Origin of the sequence: Ferruginibacter paludis (genome assembly GCF_030409685.1) — a bacterium.
Lineage (GTDB): Bacteria > Bacteroidota > Bacteroidia > Chitinophagales > Chitinophagaceae > Ferruginibacter > Ferruginibacter paludis.
Genome location: NZ_JAUFQJ010000007.1, coordinates 492,275 through 513,412, shown reverse-complemented (window position 1 = coordinate 513,412; position 21,138 = coordinate 492,275). Strand labels below are relative to the sequence as shown.

12 protein-coding genes are annotated in these 21,138 nt (G+C 43.8%); 2 read left to right on the top strand and 10 right to left on the bottom strand.

Annotation, left to right across the window (positions count from 1 at the left end):
- The first annotated feature begins 269 nt into the window (after window positions 1–269).
- Window positions 270–869, top strand: a complete 600-nt coding sequence (locus QWZ08_RS15500) for a hypothetical protein (protein ID WP_290338383.1) — start codon at window positions 270–272, stop codon at window positions 867–869.
- A gap of 127 nt (window positions 870–996) precedes the next feature.
- Window positions 997–4,374, top strand: coding sequence for a DEAD/DEAH box helicase (locus tag QWZ08_RS15495; RefSeq protein ID WP_290338381.1), 3,378 nt, complete (start codon window positions 997–999; stop codon window positions 4,372–4,374).
- Window positions 4,375–4,560: 186 nt separating this feature from the next.
- Here the strand turns inward: QWZ08_RS15495 and QWZ08_RS15490 are convergent, their stop codons facing one another.
- From QWZ08_RS15490 to QWZ08_RS15445, 10 genes are all read right to left on the bottom strand, one after another.
- Complete coding sequence (locus QWZ08_RS15490; RefSeq protein ID WP_290338380.1) at window positions 4,561–4,944, bottom strand: hypothetical protein; 384 nt, start codon at window positions 4,942–4,944, stop codon at window positions 4,561–4,563.
- 138 nt (window positions 4,945–5,082) lie between these two features.
- A complete protein-coding gene (locus tag QWZ08_RS15485) occupies window positions 5,083–5,673 on the bottom strand; it encodes a hypothetical protein (RefSeq protein ID WP_290338379.1) in 591 nt (196 codons plus the stop codon).
- Window positions 5,674–5,719: 46 nt separating this feature from the next.
- The gene (locus QWZ08_RS15480) at window positions 5,720–6,208 is read right to left on the bottom strand and encodes a hypothetical protein (protein ID WP_290338378.1); all 489 of its coding nucleotides are present in this window, start codon (window positions 6,206–6,208) and stop codon (window positions 5,720–5,722) included.
- 252 nt (window positions 6,209–6,460) lie between these two features.
- On the bottom strand, window positions 6,461–7,906 hold the full coding sequence (locus QWZ08_RS15475) for a T9SS type A sorting domain-containing protein (protein ID WP_290338377.1): 1,446 nt from the start codon (window positions 7,904–7,906) through the stop codon (window positions 6,461–6,463).
- Between the two features lie 310 nt (window positions 7,907–8,216).
- On the bottom strand, window positions 8,217–9,611 hold the full coding sequence (locus tag QWZ08_RS15470; protein ID WP_290338376.1) for a sensor histidine kinase: 1,395 nt from the start codon (window positions 9,609–9,611) through the stop codon (window positions 8,217–8,219).
- A 343-nt stretch (window positions 9,612–9,954) separates the two neighbouring features.
- Window positions 9,955–11,328: a sensor histidine kinase gene (locus QWZ08_RS15465; RefSeq protein WP_290338375.1), complete on the bottom strand. Its 1,374-nt coding sequence runs from the start codon at window positions 11,326–11,328 to the stop codon at window positions 9,955–9,957.
- Window positions 11,329–11,561: 233 nt separating this feature from the next.
- On the bottom strand, window positions 11,562–14,318 hold the full coding sequence (ppdK, locus tag QWZ08_RS15460; protein WP_290338373.1) for a pyruvate, phosphate dikinase: 2,757 nt from the start codon (window positions 14,316–14,318) through the stop codon (window positions 11,562–11,564).
- Window positions 14,319–14,693: 375 nt separating this feature from the next.
- A complete protein-coding gene (locus tag QWZ08_RS15455; RefSeq protein WP_290338372.1) occupies window positions 14,694–15,689 on the bottom strand; it encodes a dihydroorotate dehydrogenase-like protein in 996 nt (331 codons plus the stop codon).
- A gap of 158 nt (window positions 15,690–15,847) precedes the next feature.
- Window positions 15,848–19,420 carry a pyruvate:ferredoxin (flavodoxin) oxidoreductase gene (gene nifJ / locus QWZ08_RS15450; protein WP_290338371.1) on the bottom strand — a complete coding sequence of 1,191 codons (3,573 nt, stop codon included), beginning with the start codon at window positions 19,418–19,420 and terminating at the stop codon, window positions 15,848–15,850.
- The gene (locus QWZ08_RS15445; RefSeq protein ID WP_290338370.1) at window positions 19,410–21,056 is read right to left on the bottom strand and encodes an NAD(P)-binding protein; all 1,647 of its coding nucleotides are present in this window, start codon (window positions 21,054–21,056) and stop codon (window positions 19,410–19,412) included. The genes nifJ and QWZ08_RS15445 overlap by 11 nt, the downstream gene beginning before the upstream one ends.
- Window positions 21,057–21,138 lie beyond the last annotated feature (82 nt).

Sequence of the window (21,138 nt, the reverse complement as noted above, 5' to 3'; positions counted from 1 at the left end):
GTTTAAGGTATTTGAAGGGGTCTGCGTTTACGATAACATGTAAATATATGATATAAGATGTTAGGTTGGCGAATCCTAAAGCTTATGCTAGTTGTTGGTTTAAAATAATTCGTGCAGAGACATCGCTTGAGAAATTTTTTATCGGAGACTCTGAGTGGAAGATATAAAGTTTGTTTGTTGTTCGCTTCGGTTGTTGGTCAACAAGACCAACAACGGCAAATAACCTACGAACAACGGCGAAAATATTATTCGTTTTGATATATTTGAGCATGGAAGATTTTAATAATGCGCTTTTCATTTATTCTGTAGCAAAGGACTTCCTTGGACAAAGTGCTCATGCTGCAAAAAAAGTGTTTCTTAATCCCGAACTGCTTGATGTTGAAACAGAAGGACAGTTACAATCTTTGGGTAAATTACCTTTTCCAATGGTAGCAGCATCTTTTAGCATGGAACTAGCTTTAAAGGGTTTATTAATGAATAATAACATTGAGATTCCTAATAAACATTACTTAAAGAAACTCTTTTTCTTACTGCTTCCGGACGTTCAAGAACGCATTATTCAGAATTATCTTAATCAAAATGAATTTAATGGATACCCCAACTTCTTTTTAAAGGTCGGAAACAAAAACGCAACATTGCCTCCCACTGTACTACCTGAAAAAAATGAAAAATTAATTAATCAACATGTTGAGGAATTATTAGAAAGGCATAAAAGTGCTTTTATCGATTTTAGATATTTACACGAATTTGGAATAAACAAGCATGAGCTTGCAATGGATTATAAATACTTAGCCAATTTTACATATTCTGTACTCTCTGTGCTTGCTAATGATATCGGACTTCAAACAAACCTAACCCCGCTCCCATAAAAGCCCCTCAGCGGTATGCCGCACAAGTGAGTGACACAACGATGTTGCCCAATGCAAAAATGCCGGTGCAAAAATTAAGCATTCCATAACCATTGCTAAATACGCCTGCCTTATTTTTACACCCCACATGGCTTCACCCATTTTAACATACAACGCAAGGGAAATTATTTTTGAAAACTTTCAGTTCTCAAACCTTACACCGGCCTTTATACTGGCCAACTGTGCCGCTATGCCGGATACAGGTGCCGACCGATTTTTTGCAGTGCAGCCGGATATGATTGACATCAATACGGGTACTTTCAGCAACCCGGGAGGTGGCGTGGTTTTTCCGCCGGTATGGGTGCAGTACAACAAGGGCACGCTGGCACTGGGTTGCAGCTGCAACTATGGTCACCACAAACTGTGCGCTCACGAGGCGCAGGTGCTGTACAACATCATGGAGCGGCCCGACCTGCGGCTTTTTTTTGATGCGGCGTTTCGCCACGACAAGATACAGGCGGTGGCGAAAAACTACGGGCTGGAGCAATCGCCCAACCCCGACGAACATTTTGAACTGGTATGGCAAAACAAATCCGTACGCATAGCGCCGCGGATGAAAGCGCTGCAACCGGTAAACGAAGCAGCACTGAAACAACTGGCAGAAGAGCTGCTGCCTCCACCGGAAAAACCGGCTGCGAAACAAGCAGAAACCCCCACCACGATACTGGTGCTGAGTGCGCATAAATACTACCAGCACCTGCAGGTGGGCTTGTACGAAGCGCCCACCAGCACGGGTGGTAAAATAAAAAATCCGCTGCAAATACTCAACGCCGAAGCCATGGTTTGGACAAGCGCTGAAGCGGTCGTGATAAAATTTTATACGGGTGTGGTGGCCTTTACCAACAACCATCAAAAAACGCCGGAAGCGGCGCACCTGCAGGCTTTGCGGAGCATTGTACAGAACCCGCTGACCTTGCCTGTGTACTGGCACAACCCTGCCCTGTCCGAAAACATTGGCGCCAATAGTTTGGTGCCGGTACAACTTGCTTTGTTGCAAACGGGTCTGCAGTTATCGGTGTATTTAAAAGGCGAATACTACGAGATTAGCGGGCAACTGGCCATTGGTGATAAAAGCTATGCGCTGAATAACCTGCTATTAAAATATGGCTGGTTTATACATGCTGCTAACGTGCTGCACCTGGTGGCCAACCTTGACCTGTTGCGGGTGATGACCTACTTTAAAAAACACAACAACATTGTAGTGGTACACCGGCAAAAGATGGATGAATTCAGGAAGACCATATTGGCGCCGCTGGAAGATACCATCCGCATCCACTACGCCTGGCTGGTGGCGGCCACCAAAGAACAGCTGGAAGAAAATGGTTTTGATGAACCACCGCAGCAACTGATTTATTTAAGTGATGCGGGCGTGCATGTGATGATAAGCCCGGTGGTGCGCTATGGCGAAGTGGAAGTGAGCGTGCTGAGCAAAAGGCAGCTGTATGCAAGGGATCAAAAAAACAATGCCTTTATTGTTGAACGCGATGAAGTGCTGGAAAATAATTTTACGGCGCTGCTGCTGTTACAACATCCCGACTTTGCGGAGCAACTGCACCAGCAGGCTTTTTACCTTACCAAAAAACAGTTTTTGGAAGATGCCTGGTTTTTGGATGCCTTTGAACAATGGCAGGCGCACCATATTAAAATACTGGGCTTTAATGAAATTAAAAACAACCGCCTGAATGCGAATAAGCCGAGTGTGCACATTAAAGTTACCAGTGGTTTAGACTGGTTTAATACCGACCTGGAAGTGCGCTATGGTGGTCAGAAAGCGAGCCTGCGGCAGTTGCATAAATCGTTAAAGAACGGCAGCAAATATGTTACGCTGGATGATGGCACGCTGGGCATGCTGCCTGCGGAATGGGTGAGCAAAATGGCTGCGTATTTTGAAGCGGGTGAATTGGAGGGCGAACAGATCCGTACACCGTTTATCAACTTCGCAACGGTAGAGGCTTTGTACGATAAACAATTATTGAGTGAAGAAGTACAGGAACAGCTGGCCAGCTACAGCGACAAGCTGCACCACTTTGAACGCATTGCCGAAGTGCCCGCCCCGCAAGGCTTACAGGCAAGCCTTCGCCATTACCAGCAACAGGGATTGAACTGGTTAAACTTTTTAGACGACCTGCATTTTGGCGGTTGCCTGGCAGATGATATGGGCCTGGGTAAAACAATACAGGTGATTGCGTTTATGTTGTTGCTTCGGCAAAAACGTGGCGCACAAACTAACCTGGTAGTGGTGCCCACCTCCATCATTTTTAACTGGCAGGAAGAACTGGAAAAGTTTGCGCCTTCGCTTACTGTGCTCACGATACATGGCAACAACCGCGTAAGAAATAATCATTCGTTTAAAGACTATGATGTGGTGCTGACGAGTTATGGCATGCTGGTATCAAACATTCATTTTATGAAAAGCTTTCGCTTTGGTTATATCTTTTTAGATGAATCGCAGGCAATAAAAAACCCGGATTCGCAACGGTACAAGGCTTGCCGTTTATTGCAATCGAACAACAAGATTGTGTTAACAGGTACGCCCATCGAAAACAATACCTTTGATTTGTACGGTCAGCTGAGTTTTGCCTGTCCGGGTTTGCTGGGCAACCAGCAATATTTTAAAGACATTTACTCGCAGCCCATCGATAAGTTTGGCGACAGCAAACGGGCGGCGGAACTGCAGCAGAAAGTGAACCCGTTTATTTTGCGCCGCACCAAACAACAGGTGGCAACGGAGTTACCGGATAAAACAGAGATGGTGATCTATTGCGAAATGGGCATTGAACAACGCAAAGTATATGATGCTTACGAAAAGGAATTCCGCAATTATTTACTGCACCAGCCGGAGGAAGATTTACCAAGGGACAGCATGCATGTATTGCAGGGCCTTACCAAATTAAGACAGATCTGCAACTCCCCCGCCCTGCTGAAAGATGATGCTTTTTATGGCGACACCGCAGCAAAAATTGAAGTGCTGGTGGAACAAATTGAAAGCAAACATAAGCATCATAAGATACTAGTGTTCTCACAGTTTGTGGGTATGCTGAACCTGATCAAAAAAGAACTCGCCGCCAAATACATTCCGTTTGAATACCTGACCGGCCAAACGAAAGACAGGGCTGCCGCAGTGAATGCGTTTCAAAATAATGACGACATCAGGGTCTTTCTCATCAGCCTGAAAGCGGGTGGCACCGGCCTCAATTTAACGGAAGCAGATTATGTGTATTTAGTAGACCCCTGGTGGAACCCGGCAGTAGAAAACCAGGCCATCGACCGCTGCTACCGCATCGGGCAAGAGAAACATGTAGTCGCCGTGCGCCTGATTTGCCCGGATACGATTGAAGAAAAAATTATGAAAATGCAGGCGGGTAAAAAGGCATTGGTGAATGAGTTGATACGCACGGATGTAGGGATATTGAAGCAGCTGGGGAAGCAGGATTTATTGAGTTTGGTGGCTACCCCCGTCCCCTAAAGAGCGGTAATTTGGAGCGTTTTGTTTTTCTGTGAAGTCTGCTGATAGGATTGCTTAGTTGGAGGCACCGCTCCTTCTCTTCCTTTAGAAGAAAGATAAGACAACATCGCAAAGGGCCTTGCAACAGCAAAGCCCTCAACTAAACCATCAATCAATCGACCATCAAAATATTTTTTCTTTCCGCATTTATTTTACCGTAAAATGAATCGTAATAACAGTAGAATCGCTGCCGTGCCCGTTGCGGCCATAACCACGGTTGCCGCCCTCTTTTACTGTTAGTACTACCTGGTCTGACAGTCCCGTTTTTGTTTCAGCCTGGTAATGATATACCGGCGCAAAAATACCAGCTGTATTCACGATTTCGCTTTTTGCATAATTCACTGCCTGTTTGCTGATGGCGGCCACATCATCCGCATCACCATAGGGCTGCAGGTTAAGCAAGTACCCGGTTCCCAAGCTTAGCGTGGTGTCGATGCTGACTTGTTTTGAAATATGGTCGTGCGGTTTTACGCAGGATTGTGTCAGCAATAAAATCATACCAGACGAAATAATAAGTAAAGCTTTTTTCATACATGCAGTTTTTATAAGAAGGCGCCGCGTCTTCTTACAAACAAGACGATTGATTATACAAAAAGGTTGGGTAAAACCCGGTGGATTTTTATCAGCATGGAGCAGCAAGTTCTTCAAAAGAAATAATGCAATGCACAGTTAAAAAAATACAGGTGGATTAACGATTAATAAAATCACTGTAAATACAACCCATGCACCTACAGTAACGCCGGCAATACTCAGTATGCGGTTGCTTCTTGTTGCCTTTGCATCCAGTTCGTACATATCCAGTCTTTTAATATTACTTAAAGGCAGGGTCACACTGTTATGGCTGGTATCCGCCGGCGCTGACAGGTACAGGTGCACTTCCAACAGGGTTTGCTGCTGGTACTTTGCCTTCATTTTATTGGCTTCGTTTACCACGGGAGCTGTATAATAACTATGTTCCCTGGGCAATGCCACCAGGTCTGCCTGCAGGCGATCGTTTGCCAGTGTAACATTTTGCAATCCCATTATTTTATCGGAATAATGAACAATAAAATATTTATTGGCGTTGACCAATTTTTCCATCACAGTCGCACTGACATGTTCCGTTGTATTGGTTTTGTAATAATGTAAAAAACACCCTGAAAGCAATGCGCTGGCGAGTAACAATAACAGTACACTTCTTGCTTCCGGCAGATGTTGTACAAAAGAATGAATCGCTTTCGCAGTTATTTTTTTTATTGTTGAAGCGGCTGCATGTTTCATAAACAATAATAAGTTGTATGCCCGCTGCGTACACCGCAGGCAATGGTTACCTGAAATAAATTTTAATTCCGGCTGAAGGAAATGCAGGTGGTACATTGCTGCTCCATTGCGGTGTGTTTAGCCGCATCAGCCCCACCTCCCCTTCTGCCTTCAGCTTGTTTCGGTGCCCGGCTATAAATAACGGTACACTAGCCCCGATAAACACAGCGCCCATGGTGTATGAGGCTGCATCTAAAGACTTATCGAGTCCGCTTAAATCAAACCAGCCGGTGTTGTTGGTTTCGGTTGATTTGGTATCGGTAAGTGGCGCGATAATAAAAACAGCGCCAATGCCGGCCAGTATCCAGGCAAAGGTTTTTTGTATTCTGCTTTTGCGCAGGTAATCATTAGGTGTAGTTATTTTGATGGGTTTGTCCTGCTGGCTTTGGACTACAGCGGACGTGTTGCTTGCTGATGTATTAATGGTCTGACTTTGCTGGCTAAATACGCCTGTGCTGATCAGTAATAAAGCCAAACCAGGAAGGAACTTTTTCATTGCTTCAATTATTAAAATGTAAATGATCGCCGTTGAATAATTAAAATTACAAACAGGTATTTTTTTCTCTGATGACAATTGTCAATCCAAGTACTGATTGCCGTTTGCAGAATGTTATGGAGCACACTTTTCAATACAATATCCGCCGACGACCAGCTACAGCGTTACTGAATAGGTAAAAATACGTTTACTAAAAAGCCGTTCTGCAACAAACAGAACGGCTTTTATACGCTCAATAATTGTATTGTTCACTTACTGAATAACAATCTTTCGTACCACCCTTTCGCCGGTTGCCTTTACAAAAGCATAGAGTACGTAAACGCCGGGCCTGGTGTTATTAATCTGCAGGTATTCTGTGACAAGGCCATCCCATTTTTTCACTACCCTGCCTGCCATATCATTCAGCACCATGTCAACCGCACCGGTACCGGCAGGTATTAAAACATTCACATTGGCCTGCGCAGGGTTTGGATATATGATCCATTCCTTACTGGCATTGTTTCTTATAACCCTGATTTCACTGAAACCAATTTTACCATTGATATCAGTTTGTTTCAGGCGGTAAAAAACAGGCGCTGAACCAGCCGTGTTATCAGCATCTGTATAATTATAACTTATGGTAACATCGCTGTTGCCGTTGTAAGCTTTGGTTGCAACAAAGGCAACCGGCGTAAAGTCGCCGCCACTCAACTGACGCTGAATTTCAAAACCTTTATTGTTTTGCTCCGATGCAGTTTGCCAGTTCAATGTCACCCCTTCGTTTACACGACTGGCAGTAAAGGTTGCCAGCCTTACCGGAAGTGCACCGCAACCACTTTCTATTGCTGATACGATGCTAATTGGCCATTGTGCGACCGCTACTTCCGCAAGCAAAGGCTGCGTGGAAGAATAAAAAGCATCCTGGTAAGGCTGAAAACCTGTTGCCGGAAAAGAAGCGGTAGCATTGGCTGCCAGGTTAACTGGCGTACTTGCAAAAACCATCGTGTCGGAGGTGTTCAGCACATGGTAAGGCGCATAATCTACATACACTTTATACGAAACATTGTCAAGTGCAGGTCCGTTGTTTTGCAGGATGAGTTTAAAGCCGGGCGGGTTGGTACAATTAACTAGGCCCAGTACCCGAAGCTGGTTAACAGCAACAGACTGCCCCGCAAGCGAACAGCTGACACTGCGGCCATTGGCTGCCTCGCTTGTCCATACATCAAAATATAAAGTTTGAACAGTTGTGCAGGAAGGTAATATTACCTTGATATTTTCAACCGACATTCTTTCGATCAACGTATTGTTGAGGTGCACTTTCACAATGTACAAACCCGGTTGGGGTGGCAATGTATACGAGGGATCAGGATGATACACTGTTCCCGGTAAAGGATAGTCAGCTTGGTTGTCATCAATAACAAAGGTAGACAAGACATTTACCAGGTCGGCCGCTACGGGGTAACGCTGGGGGTTGCTGTACATGCCAACCCAATTGGCGGCTGGCGTGTGATAGGCAGGCTGCGACCAGACATGTACATAGGCAAATTTATTTCCGCTGTTGATATCCTGTGTCCAGGATAAATCAAAACTTGCTTCGCATGTAGCGGGATTAATGCCATTGAGCCGTATTTTTAAATCGGAAACGGCACACTGGGCAACGGCTTGCTGAAAACTAATAAGCAGGACGCTTAATGTTAAGAGGTAGTATAACTTTTTCATAAAAAAAATTTAGGTGAGCAATTTTTTTTATCTCTTGTGGAGAAGGGACTAAATCGTGGGAGTATCGGAGTTAGTGTTAGTCTTTACAAGGAGGAAGGATATGCTGCTTTTGATTATTTGCAGCAGAAGGAAATATTAAATTGCTACTGCAAGTTTACCACCTGCAACAGACAATAATGATGACGACAGATACTGTACAGGATGATATCTGTCAATAAAAAAAATAGTGTGATTTCTTAAATGATCAGAGTCACTGTATGCGGTTAAAGGATGATTTGAACGGGCTTTAAACGCAACAATCATGGGCGTTTTATAATTGATTTGAGATGGTGAAAAAGAACGTACTTCCTTTACCCGGTTTTGATGTTACCCAAATTTCGCCGCCATGGTTCTCTGCTATTTTTTTACAAATGGCCAAACCAATACCGGTTCCGTCCAGTTTTTTATCTGTTTCAAGGCGCTGAAAAATAATAAATATTTTTTTGAAATACTCCGGCTCTATTCCCCGACCATTATCCTGCACCGAAAACACCCAGTGGGTATTGTTAGATGCAGCGTTTACATAAATTTCAGGCGCAGCTTCACTCCTGTATTTAATGGCGTTGCCCAGCAGGTTTTGAAACAGTTGCAGCATCTGCGTTCTGTTTACTTTTATTTGCGGCAGTGCGCCCACCACAATGCCCGCCCCGGTTTCATTCAACACACCCTGAAAATTTGCTTTCACCTCTTCCATTAATTCATTTAAATCTACTTTTTTGTACCCCACCTGACTGATGCCGGTTTTACTGTATTCCAGCAACTCATCAATCAGCCGCTTCATGCGTGTGGCACCGTCAACAGCGTAATGAATGTAAGTATGTGCCTTATCATCCAGCTGGTCTTTGTATTTCGCCTGCAGCTGTGTTAAAAAACCAGTCACCATGCGGAGCGGTTCCTTTAAATCGTGGGAAGCGATGTGCGTAAAATGCTCCAGTTCCCTGTTGGTATCATTTAATTCAATGATGGTTGTTTTCAGGGCTCTTTCGGATGCACTTAAACTGTTTAGCATGCGCATTGCGAAAAGGCTTGTAACCCCCAATATAACCAGTATGAGAAAAATATTTAACCACTGTAAAAACATCTTAATATCTCTTGCTACTTTATCAAGTTTCTGCGAAAAAGCACTCTCTTTTTCTGAAAGCCGCGTAGAGATATCACTGATCTCTCTTATCGATTGCAGCCTGGCAGCATCACTTAATTTTTCCGCATCTTTCAGCGAATAAATGCTGCGACCAAAAGAATCAAGCCGGTTGATTAGCGGTTCAGTGGCCGCCCAAATTTCTATGGCCTGCTGCATAAAGGAAATGTTATGGAACGTCTTAAACAACCAGATCATATCGGGGATATCATCGGTGTGATTTCTACCCATCAAAAAACCTTGCGTGGTTAAGGCATCTTTATCGTTATTGGTTAAACTTGTTCTGGCAATGTTGTCGCCGATGGGAATACTGATCGCTTTGCTAAACCCATACATGTATTCTTTGTTGCCTGTCTGCAGGTAGGTAACCAAAAATATAGAGGCATCTTTTTGTCCTTTTGAAAATTCTGACTCCCCATTGATATAAGCCCTTACAGCAGACAATACTTTTATGGTATAAAAGTTTGTGAGGATTAGTATGATGGATGCTATTAATACTACCAATAACAGCAGTTTCTTTTGTTTCATGAGATTGATATAACTTCTTAGCTACCGGCGGTTTAAACTGCGATGCATTATTCCAATTTTACCGGCTACGTCAAAAGTATAATTAAAGGATGCTATACCTGCGCACGTTAACTATCTTATAGCTTTTTTTAGCCATATTATTACAGGTGGATAATTAAATAACTACAACAGCATTTTTGTTGTTTGGCCTGATGCAGATAGATCTGTAAAAATTGATTCAGAGAGCAGCATGCGTTCCATTCCTGCTACCGGATCAGTAGTAAGGGCGGGGCTGCTATGAGGATTTACAGCCGACATCGCAGCAATTAAGTTGCAGCCATTTGCAGCAGTACCGGATGAGGGCTTACAGCTGCTTTGACACGGTAAAAAAGAAAGTACTGCCTTTACCGGGCTCAGATTCCACCCATATTTCGCCGCCGTGGCGTTCGGCTATTTTTTTGCAAAGGGCCAGGCCAATACCTGTACCAGACTGTATTTTATTAGTTTTCAGGCGCTGAAAAATAACAAAGATGGTTTTAAAATATTCCGCCTCAATTCCCAAACCATTGTCCCTGACCGCGAAAACCCAATGGTCTGCAGTAGCACTTGCATTGATGTGTACCTGTGGTGCTGCTTTACTGCGATATTTGATGGCATTGGCAACCAGGTTTTGCAATACTTGTTGCATCTGTAATTTATTTGCAACTATTTGGGGCATTGCTTCCGCAAACAATCCGGCTCCCGGTTCATCCAGTACATCCTGGAAATCTGTTCGCAGTCTGGCGATAACTTCGTTTAAGTCAACCGTTTCATAAGTAATTTTATTGATGCTGGTTCTGCTGTATTCCAGCAAATCATCAATCAGTTTTTTCATGCGGCTGGCGCCATCTACTGCAAAATGGATGTAAGTCTTCCCCGTTTCATCCAGCTGGTTGTTGTACTTTTTTTCTATCAGGCCTAAAAAATTGGTTACCATCCTGAGCGGCTCCTTTAAATCGTGCGAGGCTACGTAACTGAAATTTTCCAACTCCCTGTTGGTATCATTCAGCATTATGACCGTCGACTTCAATTCACTTTCAGACTTATTTAAACTATTAATGATTTTCATTACAAACAGGAAGCTGATGGACATAATTAATAGGATCAGCAAGATATTTACAGTTTGCAGCACGATTTTTATATCGCTGGCTGTATCATCCAGCACCCGGGAAAAAGCGCTTTCCCACTCAGATGAAAGCACTGATATACCATCTATTTCCTCAATCAGCTGCTCTTTGGCAATGGGGGTAAGTTTTCCCTGCTGCTGCAGTTGCTGAACCATGTCGCCTATCGTACTCAGCCGGTTGACGTGGGGTGCCGCTGCGCCCCACAATTTGATGGCTTTTTGTGCAAACGCAAAAGATGAAAAAGTTTTATAAAACCATATCATATCACTGACATCTGCGGGATGATTCTTTCCTGCTAAAAAACCCGCCTTTGTTTTTGAATCATCCCCATTTACAAGCAAATTGTTCCCGGCAATATTATCACCCAGGGGGATAGCGATTGCCTTTTTAAATTCAGCTATGTAAACCAAATTCTCTGTTTGCAAATAGTTGATGAGGTTAACAGCAGCATTATTTCGTCCCTTGGAATATTCTGCCTGGCCATTGATATAAGCACGCACAGAAGACTGGATTTTTATGGAGTAAAAATCTTTTACTATCAGCAGCGCAGAAGCCACTGATATAATGAACAACAATGTTTTTTTGTTCCGGTTCAAGTCGTCGGTTGAGTGTTGGTGCAGCTTATAACTGTTTGCAATACCTGCGATTCTGTATAACAGACACGGATTAAATTAAGCGATTGGGTTTTCGTGGGTTAGGTTATATTGGACAAATCATTTCGACTATTCATTAAAGATACGTTCATTTAAATATAAAACGCCGTTACATAAATTGAAACGGCGCTATGTTTAAAAGAATTTAAATTTTATTTGCCTTTACCAAACTCAATGGCAGCCTGGGCTGCAGCGAGCAGTGCAATCGGCACGCGGAAGGGTGAACAGCTAACATAGTTCATACCAGTACGGTGAAAGAATTTTACGCTTTCCGGATCACCACCATGTTCGCCACAGATACCTACTTTTAAATTTGGTTTGGTGGAACGACCACGGTCAACACCAATGCGCACTAATTCCCCTACGCCAGCCTGGTCAATCGTTTGAAACGGATCATCATTCAGTACTTTTAAATCCATGTACTGCGGTAAAAATCCGCCGATATCATCCCGGCTAAAACCAAAACTCATCTGGGTTAAATCGTTGGTACCAAAACTAAAGAAGTCTGCTACTTCCGCCATATGATCGGCCCTTAATGCGGCTCTTGGAATTTCTATCATAGTGCCGTAGAGATAAGGGATTTTTTTAACTTTCATTTTTTCACAAACTTCCCTGTACACTCTGTCAACAATTACTTTCTGGTGACTTAATTCATTCACCGTACAGGTTACGGGCACCATAATTTCGGGCAGCACTTTTTTACCTGCCTTTGTTAATTCAGCCGCTGCTTCCAGTATTGCCCTTACCTGCATCTCTGTAATTTCAGGATAACTTACGCCCAGCCTTACACCACGGTGCCCCAGCATAGGATTGTTTTCATGCAATGCCAATACCCTCCTGCGCAACATGTTCATACTGATGTGCAGCTCTTTACTTAACTCATGCAGTTTGGCCACATCATGGGGAACAAATTCATGCAGCGGCGGATCCAGCAAACGAATGGTAACGGGATAGCCATTCATTACTTCCATGGTAGCCTTGATATCCTTCTTTACAAACACATACAATTCTTTCAGGGCCTGGCGGCGCTCTCCTTCTGTTTTACTTAAAATCATTTTACGCAGCAGACTCAATGGCTGCTCGCTGCCTTCGCCATAAAACATATGTTCGGTGCGGAAAAGGCCAATCCCTTCTGCACCAAATTTTAATGCCTGTTTTGCATCTTCAGGAGTTTCTGCATTGGTTCTTACTTTCATTGTACGCTCCTTATTCACCAGTTTCATCAGGTTTCTATAAGCCGCGTTGTCATCCAGGTCAATATCTACCAGCGCCATACTTCCGGTGTAAACAAGGCCCCTGGTGCCGTCCAGACTTAACCAGTCGCCTTCTTTAATGTAAGTGCCATCATTGGCTTTAAAAGATTTTGTTTCGCTGTGTATTTCAATATCCGCACAACCAACAATACAGCATTTACCCCAGCCCCTTGCCACCAGCGCAGCGTGAGATGTCATACCACCTTTAGTGGTAAGTATCGCTTGTGCCTTATGCATACCGTCTACATCTTCGGGAGAAGTCTCTTCTCTTACGAGGATCACTTTCTCGCCTTTGCCTGCCCATTCAACGGCATCAGCAGATGAGAAAACAACACGACCTTTTGCACCGCCTGGTCCTGCAGGTAAACCCTTGGCTACCGGTTTGGTAACCTTCTGCACTTCGGGATCAAGCATAGGCAATAACAATTCCACGAGCTGGTTGGGCGCAACCCGCATGATGGCTGTTTTAGCATCAATCAGTTTTTCGTTGTACATATCGCTGGCTACTTTTACAGCCGCAATACCGTTGCGTTTACCAACGCGGCATTGCAGCATAAACAGTTTGCCTTTTTCAATGGTAAACTCAATATCCTGCATGTCTTTATAATGCCTTTCAAGCCTGTTCTGTATTTCGAATAACTGTTTGTAAATTTCAGGCATGGTCTCTTCCAGCGATGGCAGGTGTTTACTCTGGTCGTTTTTGGAATAATCATTTACAGGTGCCGGAGTCCTGATACCTGCTACTACGTCTTCGCCCTGTGCGTTCAGTAAATACTCCCCATAAAATTTATTTTCTCCAGTACCCGGGTTTCTTGTAAACGCAACACCGGTGGCACTGGTATCGCCCATATTTCCAAACACCATGGCTTGCACGGTCACAGCGGTTCCCCATTCATCCGGTATCTTTTCTATGCGGCGGTATTCGATGGCCCGTTTGCCGCTCCAGCTGCCGAATACAGCGCCCACACTGCCCCAAAGCTGTTCGTACGGATCATCGGGGAAAGGTTTGCCGAGTACTTTTAATACAGTGGCTTTAAAATCTTTTACCAGTGCTTTTAGTTCGGGTACTTTAATATCTGTATCAAATTGATATCCCTGTTTTGATTTTACTTTTTCCAGTTTTTCATCCAGCACCTTGCGAATGCCTTTGCCATTTTTTGGCTCAATGCCACCGGCTTTTTCCATCACCACATCCGCATACATCATAATTAAACGGCGGTAGGCATCATAGGCAAAACGCTCGTCGCCGGATTGTTGTATAACGCCCAGGATTGTCTTTTCATTCAGCCCGATATCCAGTACTGTTTCCATCATGCCCGGCATAGACCGCCTTGCACCGGAGCGTACAGACACCAGCAACGGATTGCTGGCATCGCCGAATTTTTTGGCCATTTCTTTTTCTACAGCGGCCAATGCGCTTTGCACCTGGCCTTGTAATTCAGCTGGATATTTCTTTTTGTTTTTGTAGTAAGCCGTACACACTTCCGTGGTAATAGTAAAGCCCGGGGGAACAGGCAAACGAAGATTGGGATGCCCCGCCATTTCCGCAAGATTAGCCCCCTTGCCGCCTAGTAAGTTTTTCATGGATTCATTTCCATCTGCTTTTCCGCCACCAAAATAATACACATATTTGATAGCTTTTTTAACTTGTGCCATATGTAAATTTTTAGATTTTATAACGATGCATATTACAGCGAAGCAGGATTTTTTTGTATTACATTTATCATAACGGCAGGTGATAGTGATCACTTTTTTATACCATCGTTTCCAATGTTTTCATTCAACACGAAGTCACGTTTAAATGTAACAGCGCAGGTTTGGTTTGGCCGGGAGAAGAGATATTGCTTGCTATTTTTATATAACCATTAGTGCAACGCCCTTATTGTTTACAAAGTATTTACCAACGGCTGCACCTATGCTAACAATAAATAAATTTGTCCGGCCGCTATATAATACAACCGGGCTGCAATTAAATTTTAAGTAATGTACTTTTTGTTTTTTTGCTGCATAACTTGTTGCGTCGCTAACAATTTATGATTGCTTCACACTGTCAAGTATCTTAATATAGTTAATCCTTTCATAAGCCGTTGGATCCGGCATATGTTTCTGGCTCATGCTGCCTTTAAATGCAGCCACATCATCAAAGCCCATTCTTTCCATCCATTGCTGCAATTGTTTGTTCATAGTACGCAGGTAAGGAATACCGTTCTTATATAAAGACGAAGCCGTCATCGCCACATCAGCGCCGGCCAGCAAATATTTAATTACTTCCACACCGGTTTGTACGCCGGTTGTTGCGGCCAGCGAACAATAAACTTTGCCGTACAACAAACTAATCCACAATAAGGGCAACCTGATTTCGCTTGATTCGCTGAACTTTAAATCGGTTGTTACCGACAATTCATCGATATTAAAATCCGGCTGGTAAAAACGATTGAACATTACCAGCGCATCGGCACCGGCATGCTGCATACGAATACTCATATTGCCCATGGCACTGAAATAGGGATTTAATTTTACGGCGACGGGAATATTGACTGATTGCCGGATGGCATCAATGATGTTGAGGTAGCGGTGTTCTACTTCTGCAGATGACATGGTTATATCTCCCGGAATAAAAAAAATATTTACTTCAATGCCATCGGCACCGGCCCATTCCATCTGTTTAGAGTAGTCGACCCACCCCTGGTTGGTGATGCCATTTAAACTGGCTATAATGGGTATTTTCACCCTTTCTTTTGCCTTGCGTATCTGGTTAAGATAATCATCCGTGCCGGAGTTTACATCATCCAGGTCGGGAAAAAAATCCAGCGCTTCAGCAAATGCGTTGGATGTTTTGGAGATCACAGAATTTAACCGCTTCTCTTCTTTGTGTATCTGTTCTTCAAACAGCGAATGCAGTACAACAGCGCCGGCGCCGTTATCTTCCATCATCACAATATTATCTGTTTGTTCAGATAAGGTACAGGCTGATACCACGATCGGGGAATTTAGTTTGAGCCCCATGTAGGTTGTTTGTGTATTCATTTTGCTAAGTATTAAATTGTATTAACTGTATTTTTAGTGAAACATTTCTTTGTCACTTCAATACAACTTTTTAAATTTTAGTCAGTCGTCATAGTCCACACATTCATTCCACAGCGTTTCATTGCTTCATCATTCGTTCCCGCAGTAAGTTGCTATTGTCAGGCTATAGGAACAAAATCACTTGCTTTTTTGGTAGCCAGCTCTTCATAATTTTTCCATTTCAGGTTTACCAGGTCCTGTGCATGTTTCATCAGGTCTTCTGCCACAGTTGGGTTTGTCATGGTAAGCACTTTGTATCTTAATTCATTGTAGGCATAATCTTTCAATGAAATTTTTGGCCTGGTTGAATCCAGTATAAACGGATTTTTATTTTTTATCCGTAAGGTTGGATTGTAGCGCATTAAAGGCCAGTGGCCACTTTCAACGGCTTTGTTCTGTTGTGTTAATCCATCTTTTAAATCGTAGCCATGTGCAATACAATGGCTGTAGGCCAATATCAGCGAAGGTCCGTCGTAGGCTTCGGCCTCTCTCATCGCCAGCAACGTTTGTTGCGGATTGGCGCCAAATGCTACCCTCGCTACATATACATTGCCATAAGAAATTGCCTGCATTGCCAGGTCTTTTTTACCACCACTTTTACCACCTGCTGCAAATTTTGCAGTAGCTGCTGTTGGGGTAGATTTAGATGACTGACCACCGGTGTTTGAATACACTTCTGTATCCAGCACCAGGATATTGATGTTTCTTCCGCTTGATAATGCATGATCCAAACCTCCGTAACCAATATCATAAGCCCATCCGTCACCACCTACTAACCATACACTGCGGCGAACCAATTGGTCAACTACAGATAACAAATGAAGTGCTGGTGAAGAAGTCATTTTTTTCAACTGCTCTTTTAATAACTGTACCCTCAAATGCTGTACCGCCAGTTCTGATTCCAATACCTGTTTGGCGTTCAGAATTTCATCTACCACCGTTGCACCCAGCTGATCTTTCAGCTCCAGTAAATATTGTTTGGCAACACCCAGTTGTTTATCTGCCGTGATGCGCATGCCCAAACCAAATTCTGCATTGTCTTCAAACAGGGAGTTTGACCAGGCTGGTCCGCGGCCGTCTTTGTTTACCGTCCATGGTGTGGTTGGTAAATTACCTCCGTAAATAGAGGAACAACCTGTTGCATTAGCAACGAGTAAACGTTCACCAAATAATTGTGATAATAATTTCAAGTAAGGTGTTTCACCGCAACCGGCACAGGCACCGGAGAATTCAAACAATGGTTCTAAAAATTGAGCACCGTGTACTGTGGAGAAATCAATCTTGGAACGATCATTCCAGGGGATATTTTCAAAGTACTCAATGTTCTTTTTGCCCTGTTCCAGGATGGGTTCTTTTTCTGCCATATTGATGGCTTTTTTTGTACGGTCTGTAATGTTTACCGCAGGGCAAACTTCTACGCATAAATTACAACCGGTACAGTCTTCCAGGTAAACCTGTAAAGCATATTTTGTTTCAGGAAAACCTCTTGAATTGATAGGCGCTGATTGAAATCCTTCGGGTGCTTTTCCCAAATAATTTTCGTGGAAAAACTTGGCCCGGATAACTCCGTGCGGACAAACATACGCACAGTTACCGCACTGGATGCAGGTTTCAGCATCCCAAACCGGCACCAGGTCAGATACATTTCTTTTTTCCCATTGGGTAGTACCACTTGGATAAGTACCATCAACCGGCATCTGGCTTACAGACAATTCATCTCCATGTCCGGCCATCATTACAGCCGTTACTTCCTGCACAAACTGCGGTGCTTTTTTAGGCACAATCAGCAATTCATGCATGGCTGCTGAAACAGTTTTAGGATAGTCAACTTCATATAAATTAGCCAGCGTTGCATCCACCGCTTTAAAGTTCAGGTCAATCACTTTCTGACCTTTTTTAGCGTAGGATTTTTCAATCGCTTTTTTAATCTGCTTAATGGCATCTTCTCTTGGCAACACACCGCTCAATGCAAAGTAACAGGTCTGCATAATGGTATTGATGCGACCCGCCATGCCGGTTTCCCTGGCTACGTTGGTGGCATCAATGATGTACACCTTTATGTTTTTGTCAATGATCATTTTTTGCACCTGCCCGGTCATCTTGCCCCACACTTCATCCTTATCATAAGGACTGTTGATTAAAAACGTAGCATTCTGTTTGGCAAATTCCAGCATCTCCACTTTTTCAATAAAGTTAAACTGGTGACAGGCGATGAAATCTGCTTTGCTGATGAGGTATGGTGCACGGATTGGTTTTGGTCCGAAACGTAAATGGGATACTGTTCTTGCTCCTGATTTTTTTGAATCATATACAAAATATCCCTGTGCAAACAGGTCGGTATTTTCACCGATAATTTTGATGGTATTCTTATTGGCACCTACGGTTCCGTCAGCACCCAATCCAAAGAATAAACCCTGTCTCCATTCTGATTCATCCAACGTATAGGAAGGATCACAAGTAAGGCTGGTAAAGGTTACATCATCGTTGATACCTACTGTAAAACCATTTTTAGGTTTGTCTTTTTTCAATTCATCAAATACCGCTTTCACCATGGCTGGTGTAAATTCCTTGGATGATAAACCATAACGGCCACCAACCAGTCTTGGTAATTTGTCTATTTTTCCTTGTTGCAATGCTTCAACCAAAGTAGCCAGCACATCCTGGTACATCGGTTCGCCGGAAGCACCCGACTCTTTGGTACGATCTAAAATGGCGATTGATTTTACTGAAGCAGGAATTGCTTTTATAAAATGTTCCAGTGAGAATGGTCTGTACAAACGAACCTGGATAACACCCGTTTTTTCGCCGGTTTTATTCAATGCCTGGACAGTTTCATCCACTGTCTCGCCACCAGAGCCCATAATGATAATGACTCTTTCTGCATCAGGCGCACCTGAATATTGAAACAGTTCATATTTTCTGCCGGTCATTTTTTCGAAGTCGTTCATTACTTCTTCAACAATGGCGGGCATTTTATTGTAAAAATCATTCACCGTTTCTCTTCCCTGGAAATAAATATCCGGGTTTTGAGCTGTTCCTCTTATGAAAGGATTTTCCGGATTTAAACCACGGTTGCGGTGTGCAATCACCAGTGCATCCGGTATCATCGATCTGATCTGATCATCAGTCAACAACTCCAGTTTGTTTACTTCATGCGAAGTACGGAAGCCATCAAAAAAGTGCATCACCGGAATTCTTGCTTTCAGTGTTGCAACCTGCGCAATCAGGGCAAAGTCATGTGCTTCCTGTACACTTACAGAACTCAACATGGCAAAGCCGGTAGTTCTTGCGGCCATCACATCCTGGTGATCACCAAAGATGGATAAGCCTTGTGCAGCCAGCGAACGGGCGGCCACATGAATTACGCAGGCAGTTAATTCGCCTGCAATTTTATACATATTCGGCAACATCAGCATTAAGCCTTGTGATGCCGTAAACGTAGTGGTAAGCGAGCCGGTTTGCAAAGCACCATGCACGGTACCGGCGGCACCTGCTTCACTTTGCATTTCCATAATATCGGGAACAGAACCCCAGATATTTTTAATTCCTTTAGCGGCCCATTCATCGGCCAGTTCGGCCATGGTAGAAGAAGGCGTAATTGGATAGATGGCACAGACTTCATTTACACGATAGGCCACATAAGCAGCGGCTTCATTTCCATCTATTGTTGCGATTGTATTTTTATTTGACATCGGTAGTAACATTAACGGGTTCTGAAATCATTTCTATTGCGTGGCATGGACATTGTTCAAAACAAACAGCACAGCCGGTGCAGGCATCGTAATTAAATTTGTAACGGTTACCCTTGCCTAGCTTGATGATGGCATCTTCGGGGCAGGCACCAAAACAGCCGTCGCACTCAAAACAGTTACCGCAGCTGAGGCAGCGTTGTGCTTCAAACCTGGCTTCGGCTTCATTTAAACCGCCGATAATTTCTTCAAAGGTTTTGATGGCTTCTGCAGGCGCCAGTTTATCCTGTTCTTTTTGAGGCGCATCGGTTTGATACCACATGTGTAATTTGCGGTAACCAGCCGTAGGATGTTTTTCACCCTTCAGAAACGCCTGTTGTAACAGATAGGCATTGATGTATTTGGCCGCTTTCTTGCCATGACCAATGGCAATGGTAGAGCTTCTGTTTTCACCTGGCAACATATCGCCTCCGGCAAAAATGCCCTCCTGCCCTGTCATGCGTTCTGCATTGATGTTCACTGTGCCGTCCGCGTTGATGCTGATGCCTTCCAACGCCCTTAAAAAATCGGAGCCTGCTTCCTGTTTGTTTGCATTGATCAGCACATCTGCTGTTACGGTTTCAAACTCACCGGTTCCGATGGCTTTGCCCTTCTCCACTTTCATTTTCTCCAGCGTGATCGTTTTATTTTTTATGCTGCGAATGCTTTTCAGCAACTGCACATCCACACCTTCCGCCAGTGCATCTTCTGTTTCGTAATCGTAAGCCGGCATCAATTTTTTGTCTCCAAAAAAATAAACGGCCACTTCAGAGTGCAGCCGTTTAATAATGCGGGCAAGGTACAAGGCCAGTTTGCCACCGCCATACACTACCACTTTTTTTTGGGTGTAGGGACCAGCGTTGATTTTAAACTGATTAAAGAAATCAAATGCATCGGTTATTAGGATAGAGTCATCCTGTTCAAAATTTTCTTTTTTTATTAACTGGGAACCGATACCAAGAAAAACGGCGTCGAATTTCCCTACCGCTTTTTCGGTGGCAATATCCGTTACCCTGTAATTGGAGCGAATGGTGACACCCATTTTTACGATTCGATCAATTTCTGCTTTTAATATATCATCCGGCAGACGGTAGTCCGGGATGCCGGTCCATAATAAGCCACCGGGATGATCACCGGCGTCAAAAACCTCTACCGTATGTCCCAGCCGTGTAAGATGATAAGCAGCAGATAAGCCTGCGGGTCCTGCCCCCACCACCAGCACTCTTTTGCCAGTTGGCACCACCGTACAACGGATGGGCCATTGCTGCCGGATAGCTTCGTCGCCGATAAATCTTTCTACCGCATGTATATTAATGGTGGTATCAATGTGGTTCCTGTTACAGCCGGTTTCACACGGCTTTACACAAACACGGCCCATCAGCCCTGGAAAGGGATTTTCTTCCACAAGGGTTTGAAACGCTTCAAAGTAGTTGCCAGCCTGGGCGTGGGACAACCAGCCCTGGATATTTTCACCCGCAGGGCAGGCGCTGTTGCAGGGTGGCATAAAATCAACATACACCGGCCGCATGGAACGGAGGGGCCCGGTACCTTCTGCATGTTGCAGCAGATCTACCGGCTTTGTGCTATCTGTACTGGACATAGATAATTATTTCGTCTGTAAAAAATAGAATGATACTGTCAAAAAATCAAGGAAAGGTAATAAGCCGTGCAGCAGTGACAGG